Below are 614 nucleotides of genomic sequence, written 5' to 3' on the forward strand. Positions count from 1 at the left end.
CCTTCGCCGCCGTGGATGCGCGGACGCACGTCTTTGTCCGTTCGGTAACGCAGTCCCTTGTGCGGCGACGATGATGGCAGTCATGGCGGTCTCCATCGGTCCGTTTGATGGGCGCGTCCCACGCAACCTCGAATGGACGGATCAGGCCCGAGGGGCGGCTGCGCCTCGATCGCCTTCCCGCAACGGCTAAGCCTGCTTTTTTCCCCTGCCGCGAAGTGGCGGCATTCCTCGCGGAAAGCAAAAAAGCCGTCTGCCGCCGTCCTCCGCTGCGCTGCGGGCCTGACGGCTGCGGGCCGATCGCTCCCCGGGCCAAGGACCGCCATCGAGGCTGCGATGGTCGCGGCCCGACAACAGACGGAGACCACCATGGCTACCATCGGAACCTTCACCGCAGCGGACGACGGCTACACCGGTTTGGTCAAGACGCTCACGCTCAACGTCAAGGCGAAGTTCGTCGCGACCGAGAAGGAGAACGACAAGGCGCCCGACTATCGCATCTTCGCCGGCGCCACCGAATTCGGCGCCGCCTGGAAGAAAACCGCGCGAGAGACCGAGCGCGAATATCTCTCGGTCAAGCTCGACGATCCGAGCTTCCCGGCCCCGATCTACGCCTC

The 614-nt window shown here is 65.5% G+C and carries 1 protein-coding gene; it reads left to right on the top strand.

The genetic code is table 11. The features are described from left to right. Positions 1 to 366 precede the first annotated feature (366 nt). The coding region (locus UP10_RS40490; RefSeq protein WP_044592743.1) for a DUF736 domain-containing protein at positions 367 to 614 on the top strand (248 nt) is incomplete at its 3' end.

The sequence above is a fragment of the Bradyrhizobium sp. LTSPM299 genome (genome assembly GCF_000938235.1).
Taxonomy (GTDB): Bacteria; Pseudomonadota; Alphaproteobacteria; order Rhizobiales; family Xanthobacteraceae; genus Bradyrhizobium.